The sequence below is a fragment of the SAR324 cluster bacterium genome (genome assembly GCA_029245725.1).
GTDB lineage: Bacteria > SAR324 > SAR324 > SAR324 > NAC60-12 > JCVI-SCAAA005.
In genome coordinates, this window is the sequence record JAQWOT010000062.1 from 1 (window position 1) to 5387 (window position 5387).

Below are 5387 nucleotides of genomic sequence, written 5' to 3' on the forward strand. Positions count from 1 at the left end.
CCCGCCTTGAACAAACCATCCATCAACAACGTCAGCAACTCCATCAAGAAGATGCCTGGGTCCAGCAGGCTGTGCTATGTCAACAGCAACGCCAGCAATGGCTAGTGGAACATGACGACTGCCAGCAGTTGGAGCAGGTACTTTCAAGATTACGTAGTATTTGGCAACAATGGCAACAACGACAGCAGAAATGGCAACAAAGTAAGGCTGCCCTTCATCGATTTGAGAAACAACAAGCCGAAGACGTTAGGCAGTCCTCGGAGCTTCAGCAGCTGGGAAATGACCTTACCGAAGAAGCCCTGCCGTTGGAACAACGCACCCAGGCACTCCAGGAACAAGAAGAGGTGCTATTGGAAGGCCGTCCTCTTGGTGATTGGCAAGCAACGCAACGGGAAGCACAACATCTTCTCCGGTTGGGAGAAAAACTGACTGATCTGAGCCAACGCTATCAGGAAGTTCAGTTGGAGTGTTCCAAGTATGAGCAACAGGAGAAGGAGTTTCAGTTGAAACTGGGGCAGTTAAAAGAGCAGCATCTTCATCAAGATCACCTACTGCAGCAAACCCGGGAGCGCTTGCACGATAAACAGCGTCTGTTGGAGCAAGGCCGACTGATCCGTGATTACGAAGTGGCTCGTATGCAACTAAAGCCAAATCAGCCTTGTCCGCTCTGTGGTTCCACCGAGCATCCCTTTGTGATTTCAAACAAGGCTCCTTCTGTGGAACAAGAAGCGAAGTTGGTGGAGCACCTGAAGCAGCGATGCAAAGAAATTGATCAAGAGCTGACAAACCTTCAACGAGAGCAGGCCCAACTCAAGGCCCACTCAGAAATTACTCACGAAAGATCCAAGCAACTTCAACAGGAAGCACAAAAAAATCAGTCAGTGTTTGATGATGTGAACTCACAAATTCCTGCAGAGAGTGTCAAGCTGCTGACGGACTTGGTAGGGATTCAAACGCTTCATCTGTCTTGGCAAGAGCAATTCCAGGCAATGGAGCAGAAACTAAGCACTGTTGAAAAGTTAGATGGAATGCGGCGTCAGCTTCAGGAAGAGCAAACTGTGCTGATGAACAAACGCGCTGAATTGAAGGAGAGACAAGCCGCTCTAAAAGAGCGTTGCCAGTTCCACCAACAGCAACAAGAAGACTTGGCAACACAGGTCAAAGAAGACCAACAGGCTATGCTTCAACTGGAAGAACTTTGGCAGCAGCAAGTGCAGGCCATTGGTTGGGAAGAGGAAGCCGCTACGGAGCCAGAACTTTTGCTGGCTAGATTACAAGAGAAGTGGCAAGCCTTCCAAAAACAACAGCAGGCTGAAGATCGGGAAGGTCCTGAACTGTCTCAACGCCAGCAACGATTAGAACGGGACCAAGCAACACTGCGCCAGCAAGAACAACAGCAGCAAAGCCTAGCTGGGGAGCAACAGCAGGGATTGGCGAAGCTTCAATCGTTGCAACAGCAGCGACTTGAGATCTTGGAGCATCCAGATCCCAAAGCTTTGGAACAGGAGCAGCTATCTCAACTCCAGGCTCATCAAGAAAAACAGGCAGCAAGTAGCCAAATTTTTGAGCAGAAAAGTCAGGCTCTTCAGCAAGAGCAGCAGCGTCTGCAGTGGATGGAGGAAGAGTACACTCGTGGACAGCAGGAGCATTCACAAAATCAGGCAGACTTGCTCTTTGCGCTGCAAGCGTTGGGATATGCCTCGGTTGCAGAAGCTGAGATGGGGTGCCTCGATCCTGTCGAAGCTGATAAATTACAGCAGCAAAGCCAGCAGTTGAATCAGCGCCTGTCGATTAGTCGTCACGACTTGGGTAATGAGCAGATGCGCTGTGTCTCTTTGGAACAGGAAGCACACACCCAGCAAATTGAGGAAGAACTTCAGGCACAATTGGAAAAACTGCGTTCGCAGCAGGATGAGCTGTCACAACAACTAGGAGGAGTGCAGGTTCAACTGGAAAAAGATGCGGAACTGCGTCAAAACCAGCGAGTACTTGCTGATCAAATCGAGAAGCAGTGGCAGGAGCACCACCGCTGGGCGTCTTTATCTGAACTGATTGGTTCAGCAGATGGAACCAAATTTTCTCGCTTTGCCCAGAGCCTGACGTTAGCCCATCTGGTCAAGCTGGCCAATCGACACCTGCAGAAACTCTCAGATCGTTATCAACTACAGAAGCGCGCAGGAGCCTGTGTCGAGATGGACATCGTGGATCGCTATCAGGCAGATGCAGTGCGTTCCTTAGAGAGTCTTTCTGGTGGAGAAACTTTTCTCGTTAGTCTGGCGTTGGCACTTGGTTTGTCTGATCTAGCACGCCGTAACCATCCGATTGATTCTCTGTTCATTGATGAAGGTTTCGGCACGCTGGATGCCGACACCCTTGACACAGCTTTGGCCGCGTTAGAGACGCTACAGGCAGGAGGCAAGACGATTGGGATCATCTCCCACGTGGAGGCTCTCAAGGAGCGCTTGACGACACAGATTCAGGTGCGTAAGAATGACAGTGGCAATAGTACCTTGGATGTGATCCCCAAACCATTAGCTGAAAATCAACCCAAACAATTTGTCTCTTCCTAGCTGGAATACGGATGGACCCAGACGATGCAAGTCCTGAATATCAGGGCTGGTGGATCTACATTGATCCTGATGAACACCTTGTTGAACTGGTGGACCTAGATTTGGATCTGGACACGTTGTGTGAGCTGCTCCGCTGTGATGCTACTGATCTAATCGAGTTGAATGTGCCATTTCTGGGTTATGTTGACGGTGAGGGAGAGTGGCAGGAACGTCAGACCCGTTGGTATCTGCAAGAACGAGAGTGCTGGGGGCCAATGGTGGTGTTTCGCTATCTGTCTGAAGAGGAGGGGCCAGGCTCATGCTCTTACAAAGACCTAGAGCAGTTTGAGGAGTGGGTGGATTTCTACTGAATACATTGGTGATGGCAGACCAGATTCTTTTGAATTGCCTGCCATCAGAAGAATGTTCTTAGCTAATATTCTGTTGTAATGAATCCATCAAAGTGAGCAAGCTTGTTCAAGCTGCCCAAGAAAACTGCTGGAAGTGACCGTTCCGCATTCCAGTAGAATCCTCCCAGTCGATGCCAAAGGCGTGAAATTCACTATTGGTCGCCTTAGCTAGAGCGAGTCTGGAGTTGGCTGGGTGAGGCACGTGCTCTATATAAATTGGTTCACCATCTTCGTTAGCTCCAGGCAACCCTTCTACGGACATGTTTACAAGTTCTCCCGCTTTGAGAGAAAATTTGAGACCTCCTCCTTCCATTGTTATTGCCCTTTTTTCGATGCCCGCCATTTCTCCAACCAAAGGTGCCAAAGCAGCCATTGGGCCTCCCACTGAGCCTGATGCAATCTGACCGATTGCGTCAGCCTGAGCTTCGTCAGCTTTCTCATCAATGATCAAACCAACTTTGATGTTTCCGTCTACCATGGGTCCTGGGGAGTGCAGTAGGACAACAAAAGATAATCCATTGAGACTAACACCATCTTTTTCACCGCTATCAATCCTCATCGCAATAGCAGCTTTACAATCACCTTCAGTTGGTTGTGCCGACAAGTTTGAGGTTATACACGGACAGAGGAAAGCACAATTACAGGTTTCCACATATTGTCCTTCAATATTCCATCCCATATTCTATCCTCTCTTGAAGATCAAACAGAAATCATCATCCAGCAGCCCCAGATGACTAACATGAAGCCAAATCCGTACCCAATCCAGTGCCCTGAGGACAAGGTCTTTTCAGCTAAAACATAGAGTGCTAAGCCCCCAATCCACCATAAATTCATGATCCCACCAAAAAAGAGCAGTGCCATCAGGAACCAACAGCAACCGAGACAAAATGAGCCGTGGTCAATCCCCATGATGAGTGCTCCTTTTAATCCCGGTCGCCAGCGTGTCATCAGAAATGTGAGTGGTGAACGACAATGTCGCAAACACGCGTGTTTCCAGGGTGTAAACTGCCATAGCCCTGCAGCAAGTAGTAGCAACCCCCCGAGTATAGGTGATGTCGAAACCATCATCTTATTCAAGAGTTGTACTCCTTCAAGGGCCCATTGAGCGATGACTGCAATTGCACTGAATACAGCCCAGGCAAGGAGATATCCTGAAGCAAAAACTGTTGAAGGCAAATGGGCTTTATCTGTCTCTTGCTTGTCATGTTTGGCGCGAGCAAAGAGCAAAATAGTTGGACTGGCACTTGGCAGCATCATGGCGATCATCATGATCCACCACATGAAAAACATAATTGTCGCGTACGCAAATGTCCATGAGGGCATCTCAGCGGGCATTCGCATACCTCCTCCAGTAGCAAGATCGATCCCTGTCATCATAGTGGCAGGCATTCCCGTACCCGCACCTTTGATTACAAACAGCCAACTGCTGAGAGTGATGGCAGTCAAGAGCGCTACAACTATCCAGCGGTCATAACGCAGAACACTCTCAAGAGATTTTGCCATAGAAGCGTCCATCTTTGAATCTCAACCATGCTTTTTCAACGCTAATGCAGTAAACATTAGACATTAAAACACCAATTTAATCAACTAAATGGTAGCATTTGTCAAGCATTGCAGTATTTTTCTATTCTGGAGAATTCAAAATGACTAGTTCGTAGTGCTATTTGGACATGGACTTAGCATTGATTAGCAGAAATTTTTGCTGAGTAGGCAGCTTTCGGTTGGCAATGCTGCAGTGATCCTAGAAATTGATCACTGCAGCTAAGCCCGACAAAGCACCGTTGTGCACGTAGGGTGAGGTCAGAGCAACGTTTCGTAAGCTAGACGTGTGATATTTCCAGTGATCAGCTGGGATCTGAGTGATCTCATAGAGACCTAAATTACTGGTGATGGTTTGACCAAGAAATTTTTCTGTTTCCTACCATGAATTAAACTTATGATTGGGTCTTGATTGTCTACCTGATGAAATCTATCGCGCTGCCATTTCTTCTCTACAATCGGGCTCTACGTCAACTCCTGATGGGCGTGGCTAGCTTGATGATCATTCTCACCATTCCACTAGGCTGTATCCTGTCATGGTTGCTACTGAACGAACCGCTCACCCCTCCCCTGCTATTGGGTGGTTCGCTGGTTGTTCTTGGAGCACTGATTCCCCAGATTAGAGGGTTCCGTTCAAGAAGGCTTGCTATATAATCCGCGGTTCACACTTGGTCAAAGCATTCTTGTTCCAAGATCGTATTTCCGCGAGTCCTGAATTTTTGGGACGTTGATTACAATACAGAAAGGAATTCAGTCATGCTGGTTCGGCAGACGATTTTGGAAGACTGGCTATCCCAACTCTTCACCGTGGCTGGGTGTCCTGGAGAAGAAGCTCGCTTGATCGCAATTCACCTAGTGGATGCTGACGCTTCTGGGCATCCAAGCCATG

At 48.3% G+C, this 5387-nt stretch carries 5 protein-coding genes; 3 read left to right on the forward strand and 2 right to left on the reverse strand.

Annotated elements, in window-relative coordinates; genetic code table 11:
• Both P8O70_02835 and P8O70_02840 read left to right on the forward strand, forming a co-directional pair.
• Nucleotides 1–2570: SbcC/MukB-like Walker B domain-containing protein (locus P8O70_02835; GenBank protein MDG2195820.1), on the forward strand; the 2570-nt coding region annotated here is incomplete at its 5' end.
• A gap of 11 nt (nt 2571–2581) precedes the next feature.
• Nucleotides 2582–2920, forward strand: coding sequence for a hypothetical protein (locus P8O70_02840; GenBank protein MDG2195821.1), 339 nt, complete (start codon nt 2582–2584; stop codon nt 2918–2920).
• Nucleotides 2921–3026: 106 nt separating this feature from the next.
• On the opposite strand, the gene P8O70_02845 is transcribed toward P8O70_02840, so the two are convergent.
• Both P8O70_02845 and P8O70_02850 read right to left on the reverse strand, forming a co-directional pair.
• Complete coding sequence (locus P8O70_02845) at nt 3027–3638, reverse strand: DUF1326 domain-containing protein (protein MDG2195822.1); 612 nt, start codon at nt 3636–3638, stop codon at nt 3027–3029.
• A gap of 20 nt (nt 3639–3658) precedes the next feature.
• Entirely contained in the window at nt 3659–4474 is an 816-nt protein-coding gene (locus tag P8O70_02850; protein ID MDG2195823.1) for a DUF2182 domain-containing protein, read from the reverse strand.
• 432 nt (nt 4475–4906) lie between these two features.
• Here P8O70_02850 and P8O70_02855 point away from each other — a divergent pair, with 432 nt between their 5' ends.
• Nucleotides 4907–5152 (forward strand): EamA family transporter, encoded by a 246-nt coding sequence (locus P8O70_02855; protein ID MDG2195824.1) that lies wholly within the window; start codon nt 4907–4909, stop codon nt 5150–5152.
• The last annotated feature ends 235 nt before the right edge of the window (nt 5153–5387 follow it).